Here is a 25,109-nt window from a genome sequence, read left to right as displayed (position 1 = left end):
CCGCACGCGGTGGGGGCCGGTATCCGCAACATGACTACGGCCGCGACCGGCCGGCCCGGCCGACCCGGCCGACCCGGCCCGGCAATCGGTCCAGGCGGGCCCGGCCGCTCCAGAACCACCAAGGGACCACGCAAGGGCTCCGCGGGGCAGTTGCGTCATCCGACCGATGACCACGCCTGCAGATCCCGACACGATCATCACCCCACCCGAGCCGGAGGTTCCCGTCATGACCAGCACCCACGAGGACACCGTCCCGGCCGCCGGCGCCACCTTCGACCGCGCCCGGTTCCCCGCCGGGTTCCACCCCGATCCCCACCTCAGCCTGCCCGGGTGGACGCCGACTACTGAGCCCGAGGTCGTGGGCCGCGACGTCGAGGTCGCCGAGCTGCGCCGCCTGCTGCGCTCGGCCCGCCAGCACGGCCAGGCCGTCCTGCTCCAGGGGGAGGCCGGCCTGGGCAAGAGCACCCTGGTCGCCGGGCTCCAGCGCTTCGCGCGCCGTGAGCCGGTGCGGGTGCTGCGCTGCACCGGAACCGAGGCCGACGCCACCGGCGGCTTCACCGGGCTGCATGAACTGCTGCACCCGCTGCTGGATGACGTCGAGGCGCTGCCGGCGCGGCAGCGCTCGGCGCTGCTGACAGCCTTCGGGCGCGAGGACGGCCCAACTCCTGACCGGTTGCTCATCGGGCTGGCCGCGCTGGGGCTGCTTGAGGAGGCCGCGGCCCTCTCGCCGCTGCTGGTCGTCGTGGAGGACCTGCACTGGCTGGACGCCGCCAGCGCCGACGTCGTGAACTTCGTGGCTCGGCGGCTGTCGACCTCCCCGATCCTGCTGGTCGCCACCGCCCGCACCTCACCGGGCGGGCAGGCACCGGCGAGCGGCGCCCCGTGGCGCGTCCTGCCGCTACGGCCGCTGGCGACCGCCGACGCCGAGGCCCTGCTGGCCCAGACGGCCGGCACGCTGCGCCCGGCGCTGCGGGCCCGCATCCTGCGCGAGGCGGGAGGCAACCCGCTCGCTCTGCGTGAGCTGGCCGCCGCCGTCCTCGCCGGCGGAACCGACCACCTGCCCGCCCCAGCCCAGACCCTGCCGACGACCCAGCGCCTGGAACAGGCCTTCCTCGCCGAGGTCGACCGGTTGCCTACCGCCAGCCGACGCTTGCTGCTGCTGGCCGCCGCCGACGGCGACGACCTGCCGCTGACCCGGCTGGCCGCGGCCTCGGGCCAACCCGACCGGGTCGTGCCCGACCTGGACCCGGTCGAGCGCGCCGACCTGGTCAGCGTCGTCGACGGGCACGTGCGGTTCCGGCACCCGCTGGTGCGCTCGGCGGTCTACGGCGGGGCGAGCATGCCTGACCGCGCCGCAGCACACCGGGCGCTGGCCGCTGTGGCCGGGGATGCCGGCAGAGCAGTCTGGCACCTGGCCGCCGGCACCCACACCGCCGATGAGGAGGTGGCCGCGGCACTGGAGGCCACCGCCCACCGCGCCGTCTTGCACGGGGCGCCGGAGGAGGCGTTCGCCGCGCTGGAGCGAGCCGCGGCACTGTCGCCCGATGTGCCCGAACGCGCCCGCCGGCTGGCCGCGGCCGCCGAGGTCGCGCGTCGCGCGGGACTGGCGCTGGAGGCCGTGCGGGCTCTGGACGCCGCCCTGCCGCTGGCGCAGGACCCCGTCGTGGTGACCCGGCTGGCGGTGACCGAGAGCGTGCTGGGTGCGGTACAGGGCCACCCCGGCCGCGGACCCGCCGACCTGGTCTCCCTCAGCGAGGGCCTCGGCGGCCCCGACGGGACGGCCGCCGTCCCCGAACGGCTGCGGATGCTGACCCGGGCGGCCGTGCAGGCCAACGGGTTCGGGCTGCCCTTCGCCGTGCGCGCACGCATCGAGGCCGCGGTGAGCGCGCTTGATGTCCCCCCGGGGCACCCGCTGCAGGACCTCGCGCTGGCCGCGCTGGACCCCGACCGGCACGGCCACCGTGTCCGCGGCCGGTTCGCTGCCCTGGCCCGGCACGCCCTGACCCAGGAGCCCGACTCGGTGACCCAGCTGGCCCACGTCGCCGAGGTGGTCCACGACCTGCAGGGGGCCGAGACCACCTGGGAGGTCGCCGCCCGCGCGGCCCACGAGGCCGGTGCCCCCGGTGACGAGGCGCACGCCCTCATCGGCCGCGGCGGTCTGCGGGTCCTGCGCGGCCGGCTCGATGAGGCCGTCGCCGACCTCCAGCTCGGCATCCGCACGGCGTTCGACGCCGGCCAGCCGCTGCAGGCCGCCTACGGCGAGGCCCTGCTGGCCCGCGCGCACGCCTGGCGCGGCGAGCACGTGGCGGCGCTCGCCGCCGTGGAGCGGTCGGTGGAACTGGCCGGCGGCACCAACCTGGCCATCACCGTGGCGCTGCGGCGGTGGGCACAGGGTCTGGTCGCCCTGGACCAGCAGCGACCGGACGACGCCTGGCACCTGCTGCAGGGTGTGACCGTGCACACCGCCACCGCGGCGCTGGCCCTGGGGGACGTCGTCGAGGCGGCCGTGCGCGTCGGGGACCCGGCCGCCGCGGCCACCGCGTCCGAACTCCTCGAGCAGGTGGACCGCACCGCACAGCAGCTGCAGGTGCCGCACCTGCTCGGTCTGGTGCACCGCGCCCGCGCGCTGATGCACGCCGCCGCCGGACGTGAACAGGACGCCGAACGGGAGTTCACCGCCGCGGCGGTCCACGGCGCGGCCGGGGGACCTGCCGGCGGCGTTCCGCTGGAACTGGCACGCACCCGCCTGCTGCACGGGGAGTTCCTGCGCCGGCAGCGGCGCATCCTGGACGCACGCGAGCTGCTGGCCCCGGCGCTGGCCGCGTTCACCGCCGCCGGTGCCCGCGGCCTGGCACAGCGGGCCACCGCGGAACTGCGGGCCGCCGGGGTCGCCCCGGGCGCCACGGCCGGGGACCGGGAGAACCCGGCGCAATCCCTCACACCGCAGGAACTGCAGATCGCCCAGCTGGCCGCCAGCGGCATGACGAACAAGGAGATCGCCGACAAGATCTACCTGTCGCACCGCACGGTCGCCGCGCACCTGTACAAGGTGTTCCCCAAACTGGGCATCACCCACCGCGCCCAGTTGCGCGACGCCCTCAGCGCTCCCCCCGAACCCGTTGCCGCCCAGAACGTCACCCCGCTGCCGATCACGGCGTCGACCGTCGTCACCATCGAGTCCACCGCCCCGACGGCGCCGCTGCTGACCCGGCTGGCCGAGGCCATGGCCACCGCCGTCAGCGCCGACGAGGTCGCCTCGGCGGCCACGCGACTGCTCGTCGGCGAGCTCGAGCCGACCCTGGCCAGCGTCGTGCTGCGGGGCTCGCGCCCGCGGGTCCTGCGGCACTGGTCGGTGCGCGGGGGCGGAGTGGACGTCAGCCCGAACGGCTGGCGCACGGCGTCGCTGGCGCACGAGTCCCCGTCCCTGGATCCGGCCCGCGCCGGGCGCGGTGACTTCCACGAGGACCTCAGCGCGTTCTCCACCCGGTGCGCCCTGGTCCAGGGCGTCGTCGCCTCGGCGGGACTGCGAGCCCTAGCCGACCTCCCGCTGGTCGTGGCCGACCGGGTCGTGGGGTTCGTCGTCCTGGGCTGGGACACCGAGCGGGAACTGCCGCCGGACCTGCGCCAGACGCTCGAGGAGTTCGCGGCCACCACGGCGGCCGCGCTGGACCGGTGCCTGGCAGTGGCGCGCGGACGCTCGCTGGTGCGCTCGCTGCAGGCCGTGGTGCCCCTCGAGCTGCCCCCCACCCCCTGGATGCGGCTGGCCGGCCGCCGGCAGGTGGCCGGGCTGGGCAGCGGCGTCGGCGGCTTCCGCGACGACGTCGGCGGCGACTGGTACGACGCCCTGTCGACCGAGGACGGGGCCAGCGTGCTGGTCGTGGGCGACGTCACCGGTCACGGCCCGGCGGTGGCTGCCGCCTCGGTGCAGATGCGAGGAGTCCTGGGCAGCCACGCCCTGGAGCAGCCGTCCCCGGCCGAGGCGCTGCGCCGGCTGGACCGGGCGGTCGAACGGCTCTCGCTGCCGGCCGGGGCGACGGTGGTGGTGCTGCGGATCACCCCGCACGAGGGCGGGTTCCGCATCACCTGGTCCAACGCCGGCCACCCCGTCCCGCTGGTGCGGCTGCCCGACGGCCGGGTGCACCCGCTGCGGTCGGCACCCGAGCTGCCCGTGGGGGTGGACGCGGCCGCCGACCGGCGCGACCACGTCGCCGACCTGCCCGACGGCTCCACGCTGCTGCTGTTCACCGACGGGCTGCTGGAGAACCGCCTCACCGACGTGGGCGCGGCCGCCGAGACGTTACGCAGCGAGGTGCAGGACCTGCCCGCCACGACGCCAGAAGGTCTGGTCGACCGTCTCCTCGAGCGCGTCTCGGGGGTGGTCGATGAGGACGACGTCACCATCCTGGCCGCCCTGCTGTGCGCGGTGCCGGCGTCGACCTCAATGCCGGCGCCGTCCGCGCCCTCCGCCGCCGGCGTCGCGGTCGTCGGCTGACGGCTGACGGCTGACGGCTGACGGCTGACGGCTGACGGCTGACGGCTGACGCTCAGCGTCGCGGGTCCACCAGCACCTTCACGTGCCCGGACCCGCCGGCCCGCAGCACCTCCAGCGTCTCCTGCAGGTCGGTCAGGGACACCGTCCCGGTGTGCAGCAGGTCGGCGCGGACGACGCCGGAGCGCAGGGCCTGCAAGGCTCCCAGCACGTCGGCGTGCCCGTAGACCAGCGAGGACACCACCCGCAGCTCGCGGAACTGCCACTCGCCGTAGACCACCTGCGAGGGCCGGGAGGTGTACCCCAGCAGCGACAGGGTCCCGCCCCGGCGCACCAGCGTGGTCGAGGGGTGCAGCAGGTCGGCCACGCCGGTGCACTCGAACAGCACGTCGGCCCCCAGCCCACCGCTGGCCTGCTCCACCAGCTCCGGCAGGCCAGCCGGGTCGGCGACGTCGGCGAACCCCACGGCACGGGCCAAGTCGCGGCGGGCGGCGACGGGATCGGCGAGCAGGACCCGCCCGGCGCCGGTCGCCCGGGCGTGCGCGGCCGTGAGCAGGCCGATGGGGCCCGCGCCCTGCACCACGACGACGGCCCCGGGGGCCGGGGCGGTCCGGCGCACGGCGTGGAACGTGACGGCCGTGGGTTCCAGCAGGGCCGCGGCCTCATCGGGCAGGTCGTCGGGAATGGCCAGGACGCGTCGCGCCGGCACGCGCAGCTGGGTGGCGAAACCCCCGTGGGTGCCTGCCTGCGGGCCGACGCCGTTCGCCTCGGCGAACACCAGGTCGCAGTGATCGGCGAATCCCGCCCGGCACTGCGCACACCGGCCGCAGGGGAGCCCGACGGCGGCCGCGACGCGCTGCCCGACGCGGACCCCCTCCACCTCGCCGCCCACCGCCGACACCGTCCCGGTCCACTCGTGGCCGAAGACGGCCGACGGCAGCGGGCCCGGCCCCGCGACCCAGGCGTGGACGTCGGTGGCGCAGATCCCGCAGGAGGCAACATCGACGACCACCCCGTCGGGAGCCGGTCGATGGTCGTCCTGCTCGGTGAGCGAAATCTGCTGCGGGGCAACGATTCGGGCGGCGGTGATCACCCGCTGGACGGTACACGGGCCCACCCGCTCGGCCAATGGCCTGCGCGGATCCGCCGGTTCCGGAGACCAGTCCGACGTACTGTGCCGTCCACCGCACGGTGGACGGAGGAACGTTTTGATGATCGGACGCCTGCCCGAACGGGCCCGCGTCGAAAGCCTGCTCACCGCCGTGGCGGTCCCCGAGAGCCCCGGCCGCGCCGTCGTCGTGGAGGGAGAGGCGGGCATCGGCAAGACCACACTCCTGCAGGAGGTCGAGCGCATCGCCCGTGCGGCGGGATTCGGCGTCCTGAGGTGCCAGGGCCTGGAGGTGGAGGTGCCGGCGGGTTTCGCCGGGCTGCACGAACTGCTGCACCCGGTCCTGGGTGGCGCTGTCGCCCTGCCGCCCCGGCAGCGCTCGGCGCTGCTGACCGCCCTGGGGCTGGACGAGGGGCCCGCGCCTGACCGGCTGCTCACGGGCCTGGCCACCCTGGGGCTGCTGGAGGAGGTCGCCGCCCAGCAGCCCCTGCTGCTGGTGGTGGAGGACCTGCAGTGGCTGGACGCCTCGAGCGCGGAGGTGGTCGCCTTCGTCGCCGGCCGCCTCACCGGCGCCCGGCTGCTGCTGGTCGCAGGCCTGCGGACCGGCTCCCCGGCCACGACCGCCGCCACAGCGGTGCAGACGATCCGGGCGGTGGCCGAGCCAGTGCCCCTCGCGCCGTTGTCGGCTGCCGACTGCGAACGGCTGCTGGACGCACTCGACGTCCGGCTGCCGCGCCAGGAGCGGCACCGCGTCCTGGCCGAGGCCTCCGGCAACCCCCTGGCGCTGCAGGAGTTCACCCGGGCGCTGGCCGACCGCCCCGGGACGACCGGGACGGTGCCGCTGCCGACGACCCGGCGGCTGGAGTCGGCGTTCCTGGGAGCGGTGACCGCGCTGCCCGAACCGACGCGAGAGCTGCTGCTGCTGGCCGCGGCCGGGGAGGACGTCGCCTTTCCCGAACTGCTGGCCGCCGCCGCCGAACTGCAGCTGGCGCCGCAAGACCTCGATCCGGCCGAGCGCACCGGCCTGGTCAGCCTGAGCGAGGGACGGCTCCGGTTCCGGCATCCGCTGCTGCGCTCGGCGGTGTACGGGGCGGCGTCCTCGGCCGGACGGCTGGCGGCCCACCGGGCCCTGGCGGTCAGTGTCCGCGATCCCGACCGGGCGCTTTGGCATCGCGCCGCCGCCACCTTGGGACCGGATGAGGACGTGGCCACCGCGCTCACCGCGGTAGGGCAGCGCACGGCCGCCCGGGGCGCGCGAGGGGAGGCCGCCGTCGTCGTCCGACGAGCCGCCGACCTGTCCCCGGACCCGCAACGACGGACCGTCCGGTTGCTTGAGGCGGCCCAGTACGCCCGGCAGGCGGGTGCTGTAGACCAGGCCAGCACGGCCCTGGACGCTGCAGCGGCGCTGACCCGTGAGCCGTCCCAGCGCTACGAGATCGCCTACCTGCGCTCGATGCTCGGTGTGGCCTCCGGCCACCGGCAGGACATCGTCGAGGAGGTCCTGGCCGTGGCCGGCGAACTGGCCGGCCCTTCCGGGCGCGACCACCCGACCGAACGGATCACCACCCTCACCGGCGCGGTGTACCACCTGGTCAACCAGGCGGGGTCGGCCTCGGCGCGGGCCACGGTGCGCGATGCGCTGGCCGCGGTGGACGCCGGTGGCCCGCACCCCGTCCAGCAGGTGGCGCTGGCCGTCATCGACCCCCTCGGTCACGCCGGTACCCGCGCGGCCCTGCCCGGGCTGCTGCAGCTGTTCACCGACGAGCCGTTCGCCAACCCCTACATGGTGCTCGGGCTGGCGCAGGCCGCCGAGCACCTGCAGGACCTGGGCACCGCGGCGGCGGCGTGGACCTCAGCCGCGGACAGCTTTCACCGCATCGGCTCCCCGACTGATGAGTGCCAGGCCCTCAACGGCCGGGCCTCCGTGCGCGTGGTCACCGGCGCCCTGCCCGGCGCCCTGGCCGACGCCGAGGCCGGCTACCGCACCGGAACCGACCTGTCGCTGCCCATGGTCGCCGCCTCGGCCGCAGCGGCCGAGGCGCGGGCCCTGGTGCTGCTGGGCCGGACGGCGGAGGCGGCCGAAGCCCTGAGCCGGGCGCGCACGGCCACGACCAGCGACCACGTGCCGCAGGTCGTCGCCGGCCTGGCCTGGGCCGCCGGCTCGCTCGCCCTCGCCCAGGGCCGCCCAGCCGACGCCCTGCCGGCCCTGCTCCAGGTCGCCGAGCACCCGGTGTACGCCCAGTGGGCCGTCGCCGACCTCGCCGAGGCCGCCGCGGCGGCCGGGCGCGCCGACGATGCCGGGGTCAACGCCACCGTCGGGGAGGTCGCGCGCGTCAGCGACGTCCTGGGCGCGGCCCACCTGACCCACCTGGTGCACCGCGCCCACGCCCTGCTGGCCGACAGCGCGCAGGCGGGCGAGCACTTCCGGGCCGCCCTGGCGGTGGACCCGGCCGTTCCCCTCGAAGTCGCCCGCACCCGGCTGCTGCACGGGCAGTGGTTGCGGCGCGCGCGCCGGATCGTCGAGGCACGCGCGGAACTGGCCCAGGCCCTGCACGAACTGGACCGCGCCGGGGCGGGTGGGCTGGCCGAGCGGGCCGCGGTGGAACTGCGGGCCGCGGGCGGAAACGTCACCGGCCGCCGCGCGCCCGCCGGCGCAACCCCGGGCACGACGCTGACCGCTCAGGAGCTGCAGGTCGCGCGGCTGGTCGCGGCCGGCCTGAGCAACAAGGAGATCGCCGACCAGCTATACCTGTCGCACCGTACGGTCGGCACCCACCTGCACCGCACCTTCCCCAAGCTGGGCGTCACCAGCCGCGGTCAGGTGCGCGCCGCTCTGGAGCGGCTGGGCGTGCAGTGACCGCCCGATCTCCGGCTCACACCAGCAGGACCAGTGGCCGCACCGCGATCGGTGCGGCCAGCAGACCGTCCAGCGCCGCGGTCAGGGCCGCGAAGGCGGGTCCGGCGGCGTGCGCGGCGAGCGCCTCCTCGTCGGCCCACTGCTCGACCATGACGTACGAACCGCTGGCGGCGTCGAGATTCAACTCATAGCGCTCGCAGCCGGCATCCTCGGCCCGGACCCGCGCGACGGCGGCCCGCAGCGCCTGTTCCACCTCCTGGCTGTGCCCGGTGGCGGGGCGGATCTCGGCGACGACGGTGGTGCTCACGGGTTTCTCCTCGGTTCGGTACGGCCGGATCGTGATGCAGGGGTAGTGCTTACCGGGTGACGACGACCTTGCCCACCGTGCGGCCGCTTTCGACGAGGCGGTGCGCCTCGCGCAGCCCGGCCGCGGTGAAGTCGTCGATGGTGGTGTTCAGCGTCGTCCGCAGCCGGCCCGCGTCGACGAGGTCCGCGGTCCGGCGCAGCAGGTTCCCCTGTTCGGCCATGTCCGGGGTCTGGAACATCGAGCGGGTGAACATGAACTCCCAGTGCCAGGCGATGCTGCGGCTCTTCAGCGGCATGAGGTCCAGCGCTGAGGGGTCGTCGATGCCGACGATCGCGCCGAAGGGCCTGACGACCTGGGCGAACGCCTCGACGTTGCCCTGCGTGTTCGGGCTGAACAGGTACTCCACGCCGTCCGGGGCGGCCGCGCGCACCGAGGCCAGGAGGTCGTGGTGGTCGATGACGGCGTCGGCACCCATCGATTCCACCCACTCCCGCGACTGCGCCTTGCCGGCGCTGCCGAGGACACGCAACTGTGTGCGGACCTTGGCCAGCTGGATCATGATCGATCCGACGCCCCCGGCGCCGGCCAGCACGGCCAGGGTCCCCTGCGAGGTCTCCTCCAGGCCCAGCCGGTCGAACAAGGCTTCCCACGCCGTGATGGTCGTCAGCGGCAGGGCGGCGGCCTCGGCGAAGCTGAGGCTGGTGGGTTTGCGGGAGACGAGGCGTTCGTCGACGGCCTGCAATCGGGTGTTCGACCCCTGCCGGGTGAGGTCGCCGGCGTACCAGACCTCGTCCCCGACGGACAGGCCTTGCACGGCGGGGCCGACGGCCTCGACCACCCCGGCCGCGTCCCAGCCGAGCACCTTGGGGGTGTCCTGCCGGTCCAGCCCGGCGCGGACCTTGACGTCCACGGGGTTCACCGAGACAGCCTGGACGTCGATCAGGACATCGCGCGGTCGCAGTTCGGGGACGGGCACTTCGACGTCGACCAGAGCGGCGGGATCGCTGATGGGGCGGCCGTCCAGGGCGGCGACGGCGGACACGGTGTTCACGGGTTCTCCTTCTCAAGCTTGGGGCTTCGGGTGATCGGGCGGGTTCGTCAGGCGAAGCGCCCACCACCGTCGATGTGCAGGGTCGTGGCGGTGAGGAACGGGTTGGTCATGGCGAACAGCGCGGCCTGCGCGAGGTCGCCGGGGGTGCCGGTGCGCCGGGCGGGGTTGCGTTCGGCGGTGGCTTGCAGGAACTGTGCTTTCGCCTCTCCCAGGCCGTCCCAGGAACCGGAGTCGACGACCCCGGGGGAGACTGCGTTGACCCGGATCGGGGCCAGCTCCACGGCCAGCGACTGCGCCAGGAAGGCGACGGCCCCGTTGGCGGTGGCCATCGTGACCCGCTCGGCCGCAGGTCGCCAGGCGATGAACCCGGAGAACAGGGTCAGCGACGTGGTGATGTCCAGCGCGCCGGCCAGCAGCACCGGCCCGAAGACCTTGGCGTCGAAGGCTCGCACGAGCGCCCGGTGGTCCAGACCGGCCAGCGGGCCGTTGGCGGGAGCGGCGGCGAGGTTGACCACGTGGTCGACCGCGCCGAGCCGACCGGCCAGACCGGTGATCGAGTCCTGCTCAGACAGGTCGACCCGTTCACTGCGGGCACCGGCTGCGGCCGCGGCCCGGCCCGTCTTGTCGGGGTTGCGGCCGGCCAGGACGACGTCCGCGCCGGACTCGGCGGCCAGCCGGGCCGTGGCCACGGCGATGCCGCCGGTGCCGACGACCAGGACGGTGGAGCCATCCAGAGGTGTCGTGGTGTTCACAGTGTCCACGGTGTTGGCGGTGTTCACGTCTGCTCCCAACTCCTGGAGAAGTCCGGGTCATCCGCTGCAGCGATGACGGTTTCGGATGCCTGGTGTGCAAGCTGCTCACACCGGGGAGCGTCCGTGCCCTCCGGGACGGCCCTCGAGACAGCTTGCGAAACAGCCTTGCGGGACGGCACGCCGGCGCGGACGAGGGTGTGGGCCAGGTCCTGGGCCAGGGCGTCGGCCTCACCCGGCAGCAGGACCACCACCTCGCGCGCCAGGACAGGATCGAAGGACACGGCGGCTGCCAGGGAGCCGTCGTCCAAAGCGCTCAGCGGTACCAGAGCGATACCCAGGCCGGCCTCGGCCAGGCGCGCCGCCGTGACCGCGCTGCGCGTGCGCACCGCGATGTCCAGTCGTACACCTGCCGCGTCGGCGAGGTCATCCAGCCAGGACGCCAGCCCGTTACCGGTGCTGAACCCGACCACGGGGTGCCCCATCAGGTCGGCGGGAGTCCGCAACGTGCCCGGGACCCTCAGCGGGTGCCCAACGGGAACGACCGCGACGACCTCCTCCCGCCCGGCCAGCAGCACCCGGCCCGCCCACCGGCTCGGCCGGGGCGCCAGCCCGAAGTCGGCCCGCCCGGCCGCCAGGTGCTCGGCCAGGGCATCGGCGCTGGAGAACTCCGCCAGGTCGATGTCCACGTCGGGTCGAGTCCGCCGCCAGACCGTCAGCGCGGGGGCCAGCAGGGCGGCGGTCATCGTCTCGACACAGGCGATCCGCAGCCGCCCGCCCGCGCCGGCAGCCACCGCCCGGCCCAGCCGGGTCACCGCTGCTGCGGCCGCCAGCGCAGCCCGGGCCTCGGCCTCCACCGCGCGTCCGGCGGCGGTGGGCCGCACCCCGCGCGGCAACCGGTGCAGCAACGGGGTGCCGATCTCGCGTTCCAGGGCGGCCAGCTGGTGCGACAGCGCCGACTGCGTCGTGTGCAGCCGCCGCGCGGCCTCGGTCAAAGACCCATAGTCCAGGACAGCGACAAGGTGCTCCAAGGCTCGCAGGGTCGGCACGATCAGGCGGGAGATCCGGGCTGTGCAACGGGGACGCGGACCAGGTAGCGACCCCGCACCAGCGCCACCGCGGTCCGCGCCACGAGTAGGGCGTAGCCCAGGGTGAGGGCGGCCAGGACGACGACGGTCCAGAACTGCGCCCCGGTGGGGGACTGGATGCGCAGCCAGGTCAGCACAGTGCTGGCCAGTGCGGCGTAGGAGAAGCTGAAGGACCAGAAACCCGGCCCGAACGTCGACTTGGCGTACAACGGCAGCAACCGCAGCTGCACCAGCGCCATGAACACCCCGTAACCGGCCAGCAGCAGCACCACCAGGTCGCTGCGGCCACCGTTGATGGCGAACCAGGCGTTGCTAGCCACGACCGGTGGGGCCACCTCGATGGCCATGGTGGGCAGCAGCGCCGCCGGCAGCGCCGGGCGGGTGAACAGCCTCACCAACAGGATCGAGCCCAGCACCAGCCAGGACACCGCGCCGTACCCGAACAGCACCACAGCGATGGTGTCCCAGCCCAGCCTGGCGGTGGCGTTCGCGGCCACCAGTCCGCCGGCGACGCTGGGCAGGAAGTACCCCGGGTGCCAGCGTTCCAGGTCGTGCGGGCGCAGAATCCAACCGCCCGTCAGCCAGGCGCCGAGCAGCAATGTCGCGACCGCACCCACCACCACCACGACCTCGCCGACCCCGCGGGAATGGCGGGCCAGTTCAGCACCCAGCAGCAGCAACGGGATCGCTCCGAGCGCGGTGAACGGACCGAGCGTTGGATCGTCGACGTCGGCGCGCAACCGCCGATGGATGAGTGCATCGGTGAGGTAGGCGACCAGGACGACGACGTGAACGGCGGCCGCAACCGCCCACAGCACTCCGGCGGGCCAGCCCGGCAAACCCAGCGTGTCACCGGCCGCGGTCCACGCCGCGGCCAGGCCGCTCAGGCCGAAGGAGGTACCGAAGAGGTTGGGCGTCAAGCGGATCCGAGTCGACGGTTGGTCTCCGGCGATCGCGGAGACCGACGGGCGTTCCTGGCTCGTGGTGGACATGCGAACTCCTCGCGGGGGAGGGGAATACGGCCCGGGCGCTCCCCCCGACGCGCCCGGGCCGGGGTGCGGGGTCAGGCCGACAGTGCCTTCTTGAGGAAGTCGACGGCCTGGTTGATGGCGCCTTCGGCGGCGTTCGTGGCCCGCAGCGGGTTCAGCCCGACGAAGTCGTGGATGATCCCCTGGTAGCGCACGGCGGTCACCGGCACGCCGGCCTGGCGCAGCTTGTTCGCGTACGCCTCCCCCTCATCGCGCAGGACGTCGGCCTGACCGACGATGACCAGCGCCGGGGGTAGACCGGTGAGCTGCTCGAGCGTGGCCTTCAGCGGCGAGGCGTACGGTTCGGCCCGCTGAGCCGGGTCGGTGGTGTACTGGTCCCAGAACCACTGCATGCCCTCGCGGTACAGGAAGTACCCGGTGGCGAACTCGTGCGAACTCGGGGTGTCGAACGTGGCGTCGGTGACCGGGTAGAACATCACCTGAGCCAGCAAGGGAACCCCGCCGCGTTCCTTGGCCATGAGCGCCAGGACCGCAGTCATGTTCCCGCCGACGGAGTCGCCGGCGGCGGCGATCCGGGTGGTGTCCAGGCCGTGCTCGGCGCCGAACTTCGCGACCCACTGGGCGACGGCGAAGATCTGCTCGATCGCCACCGGGTACTTCGCCTCGGGGGACAGGGCGTAGTCGGTGAACACGACGGCCGCGCCGGTGCCGACGGCGATCTCACGCACCAGCCGGTCGTGGGTGTCCTTGCCCCCGTAGACCCAGCCGAGCCCGTGGGTGTAGATGATCACCGGCAGCGGCCCCGTCGCACCGTGCGGGCGGGTGATGCGGATCGGCACCGAACCGGTCGGGCCGCCTTCGACTGCGAGGTCCTCCTGGTCCACCGGCAGCAGGCCGGGGTAGTCGGACTGCAGGGTGTGGGCGATCTCGCGGCCCTGCTGCGGGGTGAGCTGAAACAGGAACGGCGGTGTGGAGTTGGCCTCCACGAACGCCTGGGCGGCGGGTTCGAGGACGACTTCGATCTCAGGCACGGGTGGCTCCTCGGATGCGGTGATGGGTGACGCCGGCGAGAGCGCGAGGCTCCGCCGGACGTCCTGCCCTGCAACCTAGGGAGCCGGGTCTGCGCAGCGCTTCGGACAGATGACTGTGCTTTGCCAGGAGAAGGTCCTCGAGGTGAGCTTCATCGGCGACTGGCGAACGACAGATGCCCGCAGGGCTACCCTCGGTGAGCTCCTGACTACCACAGCGGCATCTGACTCAGCTGGCGCACGCTTGCTGAAGGCACCCTCGACTGCGAAGCCACCCTCAGCCGGCCACCGACTGTGTCTACGTATCTGAGGGCGGCGGTGCCGCCAGTGGGCCCGGTAGTGAGCGCAGTGGTGGGCGCAGTGGTGGGTGCACAGGCCTGCTCAGGCGGCCTGGGTCGGCTGGGTCGGCTGGGTCGGCTGGGTCGGCTGGGTCAGGTCGGTGGCGGCGGCGCTGGTCTCTTGGGCTTCGATGTCGGCCAGCCGCTCGCGCAGCGCGGTGCGGATGATGGTGAAGGAGTCGCTGCCGGTGACCAGACGCAGCGGAGCCGGCGTCGTCTCGACGCTGGCGATGATGGCGGCGGCGACCTTGGCCGGGTCGCTGACCGAGGGCAGGGCCGGGTTCTGGATGCCGCGGCTCATCGCCGCCGGGGTGCCGTCGTAGGCGGCCAGCGGCTGCGGCAGGCGCGAGCCGCCGGTGCGGAAGCCGGTGGCGGCGCTGCCGGGCTCGACGATGGTCACGCCGATGCCGAACGGCGCCAGGTCCTTGGCGTTGGCTTCCATGAAGCCCTCCACGCCCCACTTGCTGGCGTGGTAGAGCGAGGCACCGGGGTTGGTGGCCAGCCCGCCGTAGGTGGAGAGCTGGATGATGCGCCCCCCGCTTTGGGCCCGCAGGTGGGGGACGGCGGACCGCAGAACCTGGATGGGGCCGACGAGGTTGGTGGCGATCTGGTGCTCGATGAGTTCGTCGGTCAGTTCCTCGGCCGCGCCGAACAGGCCGTAACCGGCGTTGTTGACGATGACGTCGATCGTCTCGAGCTCGGCGAAGGCCTTGGCGACGACCTCGCGGATCTGGGCGGTGTCGGTGACGTCGAGCTGGGCGGTCCAGATCTGCTGCCCGTACCGTTCTGCCAGATCGTCCAGGGAGGCGGTGTCGCGGGCGGTGGCAGCCACGCGGTCCCCGCGCTGCAGGAGCTGCTCGGTCATCAGGCGGCCGAAGCCGCTGCTGGAGCCGGTGATGAACCAGGTGCGCTGAGCCATTGTCGTTCTACCTCTCGGGACTGCGTGGACTGCGTGGACTGCCCGGCGGCCAGGGTGTCGCGGCCGGTGCTGCCGACGATGCTCAGCTGGTGCCGGGAGACGGAGAAGACCCTGCGGACACTGGTAGTGGCGGGGACAGGCTGAGCGCACACGGGGCCCACGCTGGACCCGCGCGGCGCCGGTGGCCTCCGCTAGCGTCGCAGCCGTGGAATCACGCACGCCGTTGGCCGACTTCTTGCGCGCTCGCCGCGAGCTGGTGCGGCCTGAGGACGTCGGGTTGCCCGCCGGCAGCCGACGGCGGGTCCGCGGGCTGCGGCGCGAGGAGGTTGCGCTGCTGGCCGGCATCAGCAACGAGTACTACCTGCGGTTGGAGCAGGGCCGCGACCAGCACCCTTCCGAGCAGGTCGTCGACGCCCTGGCCCGGGCGCTGCAGCTGGACGCCGAAGCCACCGCCCACGCCCTGGAGCTCTCCCGCATCCGGCCTCGCCGTCGCGCCGGCTCCACCCAGCACCGTCCCGAGCGGGTGCCCGAGGGGGTGCAGAAGCTGCTGGAGGCCGTCAACGTGCCTGCGTTCGTGATGGACCGCTACCGCGATGTGCTGGCGGCCAACCGACTCGCGACCGCGCTGGAGCCGAGTCTGGTGGTCGGCGCCAACCGGCTGGTGTCCTTGTTCACCGATCCCGAGGCGCGCAGTTACCACCCGGACTGGTCGCAGAACACCGCCAGCGTCGTGGCGCAGCTGCGCGCCGACATCGGCGCCGAGCAGGACGATGCGCGGTTCCAGGCCCTTGTGGGGGAGCTGTCGCTGAAGAGCGAACGCTTCGGTCAGCTGTGGGCCCGCCACGACGTCAAGGCCAGCGGGTCGCCCACCGGCATCGTGCACCACCCCGTCGTGGGGGAGCTGGTGCTGCACCGGGAGAAGTTCGCCGTCATCGGTACTGCTTCCCTGGTGGTCGTGATGTACCACGCCGAGCCGGGCACGCCCTCTGCTGAGGCTCTGGCGATGCTGGCCTCGCTCACCTGAGCCCTGGAGGCCCAGTCGTAGTACCCGACTGGTCGGCTCCACCGCCATGGGGCTGCTGACCGGTCCGCTGCGCTGACCACCCCTGGCCAGCTCAGCCCCGCCGCCTCCCAGGCCGTCACCGGCCTGAAGGCCACCAGCCCGCTGGACACCGCGGTCGTCTTCGGCGGCACCACCACCATCCCTGAGGCCACCGCCGTCGCCTTCGCCGAGCTCCTCACCCGGGACTGACTCACCGACCGCAACCGGTCATGCGGGAACCATCGTTCAGGGGCGGGCCTTCCACAGGAAGGCCCGCCCCTGCTGTAACCGCTACCGCCTGGGCAACAAGGCCGTTGCGCAGCAGGAGCTTTCTTCCGCGGCGCTTCAAGGGGCCATGTGCTCGAAAGCAGGAGCTGGTCGGTGACGATGAGAACCGTGCCGTAGGTCGGCAGTTGGAGGACGGCCCGTCGATCAGGCTCCTTGTTCATCACCGCCTTGTCCTACCGGCGGTGCCCCTCAAGCTTGAGCGCCCAGCTGTGGTGGTTGCTCTCACTAACGTCGACGCCGCAGACCACCTCATCGGCAGCAGGCAGGGATCACCGGCGTCCCCGTCGGCGGTGACGACCCTCATGCATCCTGCGAGCTGTAGCCGAACCCAGTCATGCTGGTAGCGGTGGCTTGTCGCCCCCTCGCGGGGTGATCAAGAACGGTGACGGGCGCCTGCAGGTGTTGCCTGCCTGCGTCCAGGTCAGCCGGCGCGGGTGCCGGGTCGGTCGCGCACGGCGCCGTGGATAAGCCGCAGCGGTGGTGGCGTACCGGCGTCCTGGAGCGATCCCACGCTGCGGGGTGGGCGTGGCGGGGTGGGTCGGGTGCCGGTGGCGAGGGGCTGGCTGCGCGCGGTGGCGGGCGCCTGGTGGCCGGTCAGGTCGCCTCCGGTGGGGGCGGCGGCATAGCCGGCGAGGTAGCCGAACAGCGTGGCCGCGGGAATCGCGGCGATCAGCAGGATGGTGCGCTCGGTAGGGCGCGCCTCGGCCAGTAGCGGCAGGAGTGTGAGGGAGGCCAGGGAGGTCAGGCCGACGGTCAGGGCGCGGCGGGTATTGATGCGGGGCACTGTCGCCGTCTCCTTCGGGGATGCTGAGGCTGGGCCCGCCGGCGCGGAGGGCCGGTGCGGGCTGGTGATGCTGACCGATCCTGCTCACTGCTGCTGCTGCTGCTGCTGCGTGCTGCTGTGCGGAGCGTCATCGGTCCGCGCGAGGTCGGCGCCATGGCGGCGCTCGCGCTCGAGCCTGCCACAGCAGGTGCATAAGGGGTAGTCGTGGCCTGGTGTGGCGCGACGGTGGGCGAGTACCTCAGCCGTTAGGAATGGTCAGTTGCCGAAGTCGGGTCGATGAGTGCGCACCCTGTTTCGCGCGACACTGCTGGGGACGGTCGCTTGCGTCCGGGGTCGATCGATGGTCCGGCGGTGCATGGGTCGTCGATCGCAACGGCCGGGATCGTTGGTGCCTGATGGCAGCAGCCGCCGAGCTCAGTTGATGCGGGAAAGTCCGGCGACAAAGGCGGTGAGCGTGGTCTGTGCTGTGCGCCAGGCGGTGTCCGAAGACCCACTGCCGATGAGGTGGTCGAACAGCAGGCCGTCGACCACGGCGACCAGCGCGGGAGCGCAGCCGGCTGGATCGCGTGCGCCGAGTTGGGTGAGCAGACTTCGCGCCGCGGCCAGCGCCTGCTGTCGAACCGGGGAGTGGTGGGTGATCAACGGGTGCAGTTCGGGATCGTTGACCAGGTCGATGGCCAGGGCGAAGCGGGCCAGGTGGTCGTCGGGGCGCAGGCTGAGTTGTTGCAGGAACTGCAGCAGCGCTTGCACGGCCTGCTCCGCGGTGACGGTCGCCGGTGCAGTGATGTTCGTCAGGGTGGTGGCGTTCGCCGGGATGGGGTCGGAGGTGGGGGGTAGCTCGTCACGGGTTCGTCCGGCCAGGCGGCGCACGATGAGATCCAGCAGGTCACGGCGGGTGCGGGTGTAGTAGGACGTCGAGCCGTCGGGCAGGCCGAGCTTGCGGTCGACCGCCCGGTGGGTCAACGCCCGCAGCCCTTGCCGGGCGATGATTTCGATGGCTGCATCGGCGATGGCTGCGCGGCGGCCGTCGGGGGCGGGAGCGGTCCTCACGTCAGGCACCGTAGAACACGCTCCGCGTGTCTTCCCGCCATGACACTACGGATGTAGAGTCCGCGGTCATGACCCTGAGGGTGCATCTGCTCGGACCGTTTCAGGTGCACCTGCAGGACCGCCCTGTGGAGGTGCCCGGCGCCCGACAGCGAGCCTTGCTCGCCGTGCTGGCACTGGCGGCGCCGCACCCTGTCGCCGTCGATGACCTGCTGAGTCGGGCGTGGGCGGCCTCGGCCGCACCCAGCCGTGGAGCCTTGCACTACCAGGTCGCGGCGTTGCGCCGGCTGCTGGAACCCACGCGATCAGCCGGCAGCGCGGCGCAGGTGCTGCAACGTCGTGGTGATGGCTACGTCCTGGACTTGGAGCCAGGAGAGCTTGACACCGCTCGCGTCGTCGACCTGGCTGCACGTGCCGCCGCCGCCGCCGACCGGCCCGCCGAAGCGGTCCAGCTGCTGCACACCGCCGCCAACCTGTGGCGGGGCCCGGCGCTGGCCGACCTGGACGACCTGCCCACCTTCGTCCTGGAGCGCGAACGCCTGGCCGAGTTGCGAGCCGACATCACCGAGGACCTGGTGCAGGCGTTGCTGCGCACCGGACAGTACGAGCAGGCGGTTCAGATCGCGCGCCCGCACACCGCTTGGCACCCACTGCGGGAACGGGGCTGGGAACTGCTGGTCACCGCCTTGTGCGCCGGTGGCCGCCAAGCCGAGGCCTTGAGCGCGCTGCGCACCGTACGCACCCTGCTGGCCGACGAACTCGGTCTGGATCCCGGACCGGCGCTGCGCTCACTCGAGCAAGCCGTCCTGAACCAAGAACTCTCCCTTCCCGCGGGAACGACCCAACGCTCGACCCGGCCCGTGGACGTCAGCCGGCCGGTGAGCCCGATCCTGCCCAGTGCCCTCACCGAACTGGTCGGCCGCCAGGCCGAAGTAGACGCCGTCGTGACCACGGTGCGTCAGGAACGACTCACCACCCTGACCGGACCCGGTGGAGTCGGCAAGTCGCGGCTGGCACTGGCGGTCGCCACCGCGCTGAGCTCGCGGCTGCCGGTGACCTGGGTCGACCTCACCGAACTCGACCCCAGCCCCAAATCCAATCTCAACTCCGAACTCGACTGCAACCCCCACTCCAAGCTCGACTCCGATTCCAACGCCGAACTCGACCTGTGGCTCGCCCCCCAGCTCGACCCTGGAATCGTTCCAGCAACCGGTCCCGAACCCGGCGCGGCCGGTGAGGCAGCGAGCGAGCAGGACCTGGGCTGGAACCAGGACCCAGGCCAGAACTCGGGTCAGACCTCGGGCCAGGACTCAAGCCAGGACTCAAGGCAGGACGTGGATCTGTTGTGCGCACTGACTGCCACCGCGCTCGGCGTTCCCGTCGCGGCCACCCTCGGGGCGCTCGCGGCTGCGCTGCAGGGAGTCGAGCGGGTGGTGGTGCTGGACGATTGCGAGCGTCACCTGGCCGCGGTGGGCCGGTTGGCGGCCCACCTGCTGCGCCGCTGCCCAGCGCTGCGGTTGGTCCTGACCAGCCGGGAGGTCCTGGACGTGCCCGGCGAGGTCGCCGTCGTGGTGAGCGGCCTCGAGCCGGATCAGGATGGCGCCGACCTGTTCGTCCAGCGGGCGGCCGCGGTCGATCCGCGGTGGGTGCCCAGCGCCGACGACCTGGCGGTGGTCCGCCGGATCTGCGCCGAGGTCGACGGTCTGCCGTTGGCCATCGAACTGGCCGCCTCCCGCTTCAGGGTCTTGTCCCTGGCTGAAATCTTCGAGGCGCTGGCCGACCGGTTCACCGCGTTGCGTGCCCCGCGGCGAGCGGCTGACCCGCGGGCCAGGGACCTGCTGGAGGTGGTGCAGTGGAGCCACGGCGCGCTGGAACCGGTGCCGGCGCGGACGTTCGCGCGGTGCTCGGTGTTCGCCGGGGCCTTCGACCTGAGCTCGGCGGCGCGGGTTGCCGCGCTGCCCACGGCGGTCACGATGGACGCGTTGGCCGACCTGGTGCGCCGCTCGCTGCTCAGCGTCGAGGCGGGCAGCACCCCACGGCGCTACCTCATGTTGCGCACCCTGCGCGCCTTCGCCGCCACCACCTTCTGCCCCGGTGAACGGCTCCAGGCCACCGGCGCGCACCGCGACTGGGTGCTGGAGCAGGCGCGCCTGTGGTCGCAGCAGGACCGCGGGCCGGGGGCGCGGGCCGCGCTGGCGCAGCTGCACCGCGCGGCTGCTGAACACCGGGTCGCGCTGACCGGGGCGCTGCAGGACGGCGAGTACGCCTACGCCCAGGAGCTGGCCGGCTGCCTGGCCTGGGCCTGGTACCGCCACGGCCGGATCGGGGAGGGCCTGTCTCACCTGCGGCGGGCTCTGCGCCTACCTCAGGTTCCCGAGCGCACACCGGTCCAACCGCGTCCCGACGACGTCGCGGCGGCGTGGTTCGGTCTGGGACAGCTCAGCTACCTCGCCGGGCAGGTCGCGGGGGGTTCCCCCGGCGCGCAGGCTTTCGCTGCCGCGCAGCGCCTGGCGGCCGCGGCCGGCCAGCCCGCGCTGGCTGCCCGCGCCCAGGCCTGGGCGGGGCACGTTCGGACCTTTCAGGATCCGGCCGCCGGGCTGGTGGACGCCGTCGGCGCGGTGCAGCAGGCGCGGCGGGCCGGGGATGCCGCAGTTCTGGGCGAGGCGTTGATGGTGCAGGGCATGGCGATGCGCCGCAACCGGTGCCCTGCGACCCGGACGGTACTGGCTGAAGCAGTTGAGGTGGCCGGTGCGGCCGGTCACCGGTGGGCGGTGATCTCCTCCTCCTGGGCGTTGGTCAAGGCGGCCGTGGACGAGGGTGACCTGCCGGGCGCGGCCGCGGTGGCGGCCTCGCTGCGCGAACCGTTGAGCGCCGACGGGGACCGGACCTCCTGGCTGGTGCTGGTGCACAGCGCCGCCGCCGTGCTGGCCCGGGCGGGGCAGGCCGAGGCGGCCGGGGTCCTGCTGGGCGCGGTCCACCACCTCGGAGCGCAGTGGGGTTTCTCCCCTGAGGTGATGGACCCCATCGACGGCCCGCAGGAGGCCGCCGCCGTCCACGCCGCCGTGCCCGCGCACCGGTGGGCGGCGCTGACCGCCCGGGGCGCGGAGCTGGACCGGGCTCAGGTGGAGGAGTTGCTGGCCACCTCGCTGGCTGCGGTCCGCTGACCCGCGTGTTGACCCGGGCGTTGACCCGTGTGCTGCACCTGCGGCGGCTGCCAGGTCTGCAGCTGCACCGCTCGCCGGCCGATGACCCCGGCCGGCACCAGCTGCAGGGCAAGATCTCGGGCCGCGGCCTGCCAGCGCTCTGGCGCCTGGGCCAGGCGTCCCAGCCGCCGGGCCTGACGGGCCACTCCTTGCGTCCGTGGCCTGCGCAACCGGTCGTATCGCGCCAGCGCCGCCTCCAGGTCCCTCCCGGGCTCCCGATCGAACCCACGCCCTGACTCCCGCCCTGGTTGTTGCCGGGCGGTACCGGTCAGCAACGCGCACAAGGTCGCGGCGTCCTCCAGCGCCTGGTTCGCGCCCTGCCCCAGGTCCGGGGTCATCGCATGGGCGGCATCCCCCAGCAGCACGCAGCGACCGCGTACGAAGGTGGGCAACGGGCCGGCCAGTTCGCGCACCGCGGTGCGGTGCACCACTTCGGGCCCGGTGCAGCGCAGGACTTCCCCGATGGGGTCGTGCCAGCCGGCGAACCGGCGGTGCAGGGCGCTCAGGTCGTCGGTACCGGGCAGCAGCGGCTGGCCTTCTGCGACGGTGGCGACGGCGAACCAGTAGACCCGGCCATCGCCCAGCGGGGCCAGGCCGAAGCGCAGCCCGCGTCCCCACGTCTCACCGGCCGCCTCGTGCAGGTCGACCGGGCGGCTGGTGATTCCGCGCCAGGCCGACCAGCCGACGTAGCGGGTGCCCGGATCGCCGGGCCATCCACCGCGCAGGCGGGAGTGCAACCCGTCGGCGGCCACGATGAGGTCGGCGCGTTCGCAGCGCGGTGTGCGCGGGCCGTCGGGGGAGTCGTTGACGACCACGACCTGGCCGTCGGGGTCGGCCTGTACGACCCGGTTGCCGGTGCGCACGGTGCCCGGGGCCAGGACGCTGCTCAGCGCGCGGTGCAGATCGGTGCGCAGCACCACCCGCATCTGCGCTGTCGCCGCCGCCGGTGTGGTGGCCAGCCACCGGCCGTCTGGACGGCGCTGCCCGGCCCGCAAGAGCGGCATCGGCCCGGCCAGCTGCCGCACGCGCTCCCCGACCCCCAGGCTGTCCAGCGCGGCGAACCCGTTGCCGAACAACGACAGCGCGGCCCCGGTGGCACGCGCGGCCACGTCCCGTTCGTACAGCACCACCTCGATGCTGGCGCGCTGCAGCCCCACGGCCACAGCCAGCCCGCCGATTCCCCCTCCCACCACGATCACCCGCACGAGCGCTCTCCTGCCTGCATCGGCGCCCAGCGCGCTGCCGCGGCGAACACCCCGCCCGGATCGTGACGCTGCCGCAGATCCAGCAGCCGCTGGTAGTCCGCCGCGCTGTAGCCGGCGGCCACCGCCGCATCGACGGCCGGCGACGGGACTCCGGAGAAGTTCACCAAGCAGCCGCCCGTGGACCATGGAGCCATCCGGTCCAGCACGGTCTGCAGCGCCGCGGGCACCGCCTCGGCGATCGGTGGCACCGCAACGGCGAGGACGTGCAGGCTGAAGGCCGCCGACCGCCCACCGGCGGCCGAAGCCGGCGCGCCCGCCACCTCGGCGACGGCGCCACCGAGCAACCGCAACTCGGCAGCCAGCAACGGCAACCCCGCCGCTGCAGACGTCACCTCGACGAAGGCGTCGACGGCGGCGGCGGGAAACTCCGTCAGCAACAAGCCCCGCTCGGCGACCGGCAGCGGGTCCACCGGGTCGGCGTGCACCCGGCCGATCTGCGCGAACGGGATCTGCTGCACCCACGACAGCAGGGGAGTGGCCGCCTGCAGCATCGGGGCGAACAACGCCACCCCCGAATCCTGCTCGCCGACGTGGGTGAACCGCACGTGCACGAGCGCCTGCCCGCGCAACGCCTCGGGCAGCGCCGGGTCCGGCGGCAGGTTCAGCCGGCTGAGCGAGGTGCTGACACTGCCGGGCACCGCCGCGGCCCACTCCCGCCAGCGCTGCAGCACCGTGCGGGCGACCTGGGCGCTGAACCACGCACCGCCGGCGGTCACCGAGGCGACCGGCAATAGGTCGAAGGTCATCGAGGTCACGATGCCGAAGGCGGCCCCACCGCCGCGCACCGCCCAAAACAGGTCCGGGTCGCAGATCGCATCGATGCGGCGCAACCGGCCGTCCGCGCTCACCAGGTCGATCGAGCGCACCCGGTCGACGGCCAGCCCGAACGTGCGGGCCACCGGACCCAAGCCCCCGCCCAGGGTGTACCCCACGACCCCCACACCGGGCGCCGACCCGCACAGGGCCCCCAGCCCGGCAGGAGCGGCGGCGTCCAGGACCGCCTGCCACCGCGCGCCGGCGCCCACCGTGGCGGTACGGGCGGGCGCATCGACGCTGACCGCATCCAGGCCCCGGGTGTCCAGCAGAACGGTGCCGGGCCCGGTGGCCGGCGCTCCGTGCCCGGTGGCGCGCACGGCCAGGGTCCGCCCGTGACGCACCGCCCAGCGCACGGTGGCCACCACGTCACCGGGGTCGGCCGCGGCGACGATCGCCTCCGGACGGTGCACGGTGGCCACGTTGAATCCTGGGCACCCGGCGGCGTACTCGGCATCCCCGGGCCGCCACACCGGGCCCAGGACGAGGTGGGACAAGTCGTGCAACGGGTCGGCGGCAAGGCGGTCCACCGCAGTACCAGTCGTGCTCACAGTTGAACTCCTCGAGAGGCGAGAGTTTCCAGGGTTTGGGTGGTGCGCGGTGCAGGTGCCGGGGCCAAAGGGTGTGCGAAGGCCGTCATGGTGGCCGTAACACCTGCGGCGTAAGGGGTCGGCACCAGCCCGAAGCGGGCCGCGGCAGCCGAGCCGTCGACGACGAACGGCTGCTCGAACTGGTACACCAGGTCCGCGCCGGCCCGGGCCAGCGGCCACACGGTCCCGACTGCGGCCAGTTCACCGGCCCCGTGCCGGGACAACCGCAGCCGGTGCCCACTGCGGGCGAACGCTTCGGCGACCAGCTGCCGGCCGGTGGTGGGCGCCGGATGCGGCACGTGCCACACGCCCGCCGCTTCGAGGTCCTGCTCGCCCACCACCGCCAGCGTGCGGGCGAAGTCGTCGACGAACGTCGGCGTCAACGGCAGGTCGGGATCGCCCAGCCAGTGCACCCGCCGCCCGCGGGCGGCGGCGCCGAAGACGTTGCCGGCGATCATCGACCGCACGCCGGGTCCGTACAGTTCCCCGGCTCGCACGATGCTGACGGACACCTCACCGCGCGCGGCCGCGGCCAGCAACCGGTCGGCCAGCCAGGCCCGCAGCACCCCGTGCGCGCTGACCGGCCGGTAGGGCGTGGCCTCGGTCATCGGCCCCTCGACCTTGCCGTACATCCACGTGTCGTCGGCGAACACCAACCGTGCCCCCGCCCGGCTCGCGGCCGCCAGCGCCGCATCCAGCATCGGCGGGAAGTCGCGGCGCCAGGACGGCAGCGGCGGCATCGCGCACAGGTGCACCGCGTGCGCTCCCTGGCACATCCGAGCCAGTTCCACACCGTCGGCCGCGTCGACGGCCACCTGTTCCAACCGCCCCGCGTCCCGGGCCCGGATCGGCAGTGACCGCCCATCGCGGGTCACCGCCCGCACGAGGTGCCCCGCCGACAACAGCTCACGCACCACCCGGTGTCCGGTGGCTCCTGCGGCGCCGACCACCACGTGCACCTGTTCCCCCGGGCGTTCCCCCGGGCGTTCCCCCGGGCGTTCCCCCGGGCGTTCCCCCGGGCGTTCCCCCGGGCGTTCCCCCGGGCGTTCCCCCGGGCGTTCCCCCGGGCGTTCCCCCGGGCGTTCCCCCGGGCGTTCCCTCGTGCGCTCCACGTCCCGCCTCCCTTCCACCCGCCCCGGTCGGGGCAGTGCCCG

17 protein-coding genes are annotated in these 25,109 nt (G+C 73.7%); 4 read left to right on the top strand and 13 right to left on the bottom strand.

What is annotated here, in order from left to right; translation table 11 throughout:
* Nucleotides 1-226 precede the first annotated feature (226 nt).
* Nucleotides 227-4,492: a SpoIIE family protein phosphatase gene (locus tag ACRYR2_RS11595; RefSeq protein ID WP_432563023.1), complete on the top strand. Its 4,266-nt coding sequence runs from the start codon at nt 227-229 to the stop codon at nt 4,490-4,492.
* Between the two features lie 52 nt (nt 4,493-4,544).
* Here ACRYR2_RS11595 and ACRYR2_RS11590 read toward each other — a convergent pair whose 3' ends face one another.
* Nucleotides 4,545-5,582, bottom strand: a complete 1,038-nt coding sequence (locus tag ACRYR2_RS11590; protein WP_432563022.1) for a zinc-dependent alcohol dehydrogenase — start codon at nt 5,580-5,582, stop codon at nt 4,545-4,547.
* Between the two features lie 118 nt (nt 5,583-5,700).
* On the opposite strand from ACRYR2_RS11590, the gene ACRYR2_RS11585 reads away from it, so the two are divergent.
* Nucleotides 5,701-8,454, top strand: coding sequence for an ATP-binding protein (locus tag ACRYR2_RS11585; protein WP_432563021.1), 2,754 nt, complete (start codon nt 5,701-5,703; stop codon nt 8,452-8,454).
* 16 nt (nt 8,455-8,470) lie between these two features.
* Here the strand turns inward: ACRYR2_RS11585 and ACRYR2_RS11580 are convergent, their stop codons facing one another.
* From ACRYR2_RS11580 to ACRYR2_RS11550, 7 genes are all read right to left on the bottom strand, one after another.
* Nucleotides 8,471-8,761, bottom strand: a complete 291-nt coding sequence (locus ACRYR2_RS11580; protein ID WP_432563020.1) for a putative quinol monooxygenase — start codon at nt 8,759-8,761, stop codon at nt 8,471-8,473.
* A 49-nt stretch (nt 8,762-8,810) separates the two neighbouring features.
* On the bottom strand, nt 8,811-9,812 hold the full coding sequence (locus tag ACRYR2_RS11575; protein WP_432563019.1) for a zinc-binding alcohol dehydrogenase family protein: 1,002 nt from the start codon (nt 9,810-9,812) through the stop codon (nt 8,811-8,813).
* A 47-nt stretch (nt 9,813-9,859) separates the two neighbouring features.
* Nucleotides 9,860-10,591 (bottom strand): SDR family oxidoreductase, encoded by a 732-nt coding sequence (locus ACRYR2_RS11570; RefSeq protein WP_432563018.1) that lies wholly within the window; start codon nt 10,589-10,591, stop codon nt 9,860-9,862.
* Complete coding sequence (locus ACRYR2_RS11565) at nt 10,588-11,610, bottom strand: LysR family transcriptional regulator (protein WP_432563017.1); 1,023 nt, start codon at nt 11,608-11,610, stop codon at nt 10,588-10,590. Before ACRYR2_RS11565 ends, ACRYR2_RS11570 begins: the two co-directional genes overlap by 4 nt.
* Nucleotides 11,611-11,612: 2 nt before the next feature.
* Complete coding sequence (locus ACRYR2_RS11560) at nt 11,613-12,641, bottom strand: SLAC1 family transporter (protein WP_432563016.1); 1,029 nt, start codon at nt 12,639-12,641, stop codon at nt 11,613-11,615.
* Nucleotides 12,642-12,712: 71 nt separating this feature from the next.
* Nucleotides 12,713-13,669 carry an alpha/beta hydrolase gene (locus ACRYR2_RS11555; RefSeq protein ID WP_432563015.1) on the bottom strand — a complete coding sequence of 319 codons (957 nt, stop codon included), beginning with the start codon at nt 13,667-13,669 and terminating at the stop codon, nt 12,713-12,715.
* 378 nt (nt 13,670-14,047) lie between these two features.
* Complete coding sequence (locus tag ACRYR2_RS11550) at nt 14,048-14,923, bottom strand: SDR family oxidoreductase (protein ID WP_432563014.1); 876 nt, start codon at nt 14,921-14,923, stop codon at nt 14,048-14,050.
* A 205-nt stretch (nt 14,924-15,128) separates the two neighbouring features.
* On the opposite strand from ACRYR2_RS11550, the gene ACRYR2_RS11545 reads away from it, so the two are divergent.
* On the top strand, nt 15,129-15,947 hold the full coding sequence (locus ACRYR2_RS11545; RefSeq protein WP_432563013.1) for a helix-turn-helix transcriptional regulator: 819 nt from the start codon (nt 15,129-15,131) through the stop codon (nt 15,945-15,947).
* Between the two features lie 727 nt (nt 15,948-16,674).
* Here ACRYR2_RS11545 and ACRYR2_RS11540 read toward each other — a convergent pair.
* Nucleotides 16,675-17,037 (bottom strand): hypothetical protein, encoded by a 363-nt coding sequence (locus tag ACRYR2_RS11540; protein ID WP_432563012.1) that lies wholly within the window; start codon nt 17,035-17,037, stop codon nt 16,675-16,677.
* A gap of 414 nt (nt 17,038-17,451) precedes the next feature.
* Nucleotides 17,452-18,087, bottom strand: coding sequence for a TetR/AcrR family transcriptional regulator (locus ACRYR2_RS11535; RefSeq protein ID WP_432563011.1), 636 nt, complete (start codon nt 18,085-18,087; stop codon nt 17,452-17,454).
* 164 nt (nt 18,088-18,251) lie between these two features.
* Here ACRYR2_RS11535 and ACRYR2_RS11530 point away from each other — a divergent pair, with 164 nt between their 5' ends.
* A complete protein-coding gene (locus tag ACRYR2_RS11530) occupies nt 18,252-21,248 on the top strand; it encodes an ATP-binding protein (RefSeq protein WP_432563010.1) in 2,997 nt (998 codons plus the stop codon).
* Here ACRYR2_RS11530 and ACRYR2_RS11525 read toward each other — a convergent pair.
* The 3 genes from ACRYR2_RS11525 to ACRYR2_RS11515 are packed head-to-tail and all read right to left on the bottom strand — an operon-like array spanning nt 21,203 to nt 25,067.
* Nucleotides 21,203-22,492, bottom strand: coding sequence for an FAD-dependent monooxygenase (locus ACRYR2_RS11525; protein ID WP_432563009.1), 1,290 nt, complete (start codon nt 22,490-22,492; stop codon nt 21,203-21,205). The two genes, ACRYR2_RS11530 and ACRYR2_RS11525, sit on opposite strands and share 46 nt — an antisense overlap.
* Nucleotides 22,483-23,916 carry an FAD-binding oxidoreductase gene (locus ACRYR2_RS11520; protein WP_432563008.1) on the bottom strand — a complete coding sequence of 478 codons (1,434 nt, stop codon included), beginning with the start codon at nt 23,914-23,916 and terminating at the stop codon, nt 22,483-22,485. Before ACRYR2_RS11520 ends, ACRYR2_RS11525 begins: the two co-directional genes overlap by 10 nt.
* Complete coding sequence (locus ACRYR2_RS11515) at nt 23,913-25,067, bottom strand: NAD-dependent epimerase/dehydratase family protein (protein WP_432563007.1); 1,155 nt, start codon at nt 25,065-25,067, stop codon at nt 23,913-23,915. The genes ACRYR2_RS11520 and ACRYR2_RS11515 overlap by 4 nt, the downstream gene beginning before the upstream one ends.
* Nucleotides 25,068-25,109: the final 42 nt, after the last annotated feature.

It is taken from the genome of Kineococcus deserti, assembly GCF_050871945.1.
Lineage (GTDB): Bacteria > Actinomycetota > Actinomycetes > Actinomycetales > Kineococcaceae > Kineococcus.
The sequence above is the reverse complement of the archived record's forward strand: the minus strand, read 5'-3'. Positions and strand labels throughout refer to the sequence as shown.

Excerpts from the sequence above, each read along its gene's own strand:
- ACRYR2_RS11585 (WP_432563021.1), top strand. The coding sequence starts at position 5,701 with ATGATCGGACGCCTGCCCGAACGGGCCCGCGTCGAAAGCCTGCTCACC.
- ACRYR2_RS11550 (WP_432563014.1), bottom strand. The coding sequence starts at position 14,923 with ATGGCTCAGCGCACCTGGTTCATCACCGGCTCCAGCAGCGGCTTCGGC.
- ACRYR2_RS11595 (WP_432563023.1), top strand. The coding sequence starts at position 227 with ATGACCAGCACCCACGAGGACACCGTCCCGGCCGCCGGCGCCACCTTC.
- ACRYR2_RS11560 (WP_432563016.1), bottom strand. The coding sequence starts at position 12,641 with ATGTCCACCACGAGCCAGGAACGCCCGTCGGTCTCCGCGATCGCCGGA.